We start from the raw sequence: 607 nt of genomic DNA, 5'->3' as shown, positions 1-607 counted from the left end.
TAACATTTCTTTGAAATCTGCTAACGCCCCTTAAAATAAGACATCTAAAAGTAGCATAAATGCAACAACAGTTTCATGTTGCAACGGATTAGAAGGTTTGATTGTAAAATTCTTTCGACAAAGATAGGCTTCTTTTTTAACAGAGAAGCTTTTTCTTGATCTAAAGCATAGAGTTCTATGATTTTCTCTTCCATGCCTACTGGAACAGATTTTCTACCAATTTCTACAGAAGATAAAAATGACACAGATAAACCTAATTTATCAACTATATTTGAAAGACGTTCTGAATGATCAATGCGAAGTTTTCATAAAATTTTGCCAAAGAAAGTGTATCCCTTCAATTTATCTTTATACAATTAATAACCTTTTGTAATAGATACTCAAAGCTTCTGAAAATATCTTATTGTAATGGCCAAACCCACATAAGCATTGGAACAGCAATAATAACGATCAACACCGCCAATGGAGCACCCAAACGTGGATAATCACTGAAACGGTATCCTCCTGGCGCCATCACGAGCATATTGCTTTGATGTCCGATAGGTGTAAGGAACTCACAACCTGCACCAATTGCAACAGCCATTAAAAAAGCTTCAGGCTTATAATG

2 pseudogenes are annotated in these 607 nt (G+C 34.9%); both read right to left on the bottom strand.

The annotated features are described in order from the left end of the window. Positions 1–30: 30 nt before the first annotated feature. Positions 31–296 (bottom strand): annotated as a pseudogene (locus tag ACFIO3_RS15115) (XRE family transcriptional regulator). A gap of 104 nt (positions 297–400) precedes the next feature. Continuing rightward, positions 401–607: pseudogene (locus tag ACFIO3_RS15110) on the bottom strand (SLC13 family permease); the annotation flags it as partial.

It is taken from the genome of Bartonella sp. AD328YNZD (assembly GCF_042196425.1).
This window is presented reverse-complemented; position numbering and strand designations above follow the sequence as displayed.